Here is a 385-nt window from a genome sequence, read left to right as displayed (position 1 = left end):
CGTCCCCGACCTCCAGGTCGACGACCCGGACAGCGCGAAGACCCTGGTGCTGGGCTGGGGCTCGACCTACGGCCCGATCACCGCCGCCGTACGCCGGCTGCGGACAGCGGGCCAGGCGATCGCCCAGGCGCACCTGCGCCACCTCAACCCCTTCCCGCCCAACCTCGGTGCGGTACTCGCCCGGTACGAGCGCGTGGTCGTCCCGGAGATGAACCTCGGCCAGCTCGCCACCCTCATCCGCGCGAAGTACCTCGTCGACGCACGGTCGTACACCCAGGTCAACGGCATGCCGTTCAAGGCGGAACAGCTCGCCACCGCGCTGAAGGAGGCCATCGATGACTGAGGCACTGAAGCTCGTTCCCAGGGCCGAGGGACAGCAGTCCAT

At 69.4% G+C, this 385-nt stretch carries 1 pseudogene; it reads left to right on the top strand.

Going from position 1 to position 385, the window contains the following annotated elements:
- Positions 1–343, top strand: a pseudogene (locus ACFIF2_RS35970) (2-oxoglutarate ferredoxin oxidoreductase subunit alpha); the annotation flags it as partial.
- Positions 344–385: the final 42 nt, after the last annotated feature.

Origin of the sequence: Streptomyces sp. BK79 (assembly GCF_044142145.1) — a bacterium.
Lineage (GTDB): Bacteria > Actinomycetota > Actinomycetes > Streptomycetales > Streptomycetaceae > Streptomyces.
Note: the sequence above shows the minus strand (reverse complement) of the source record. Positions and strands in the feature narration are given on the sequence as shown.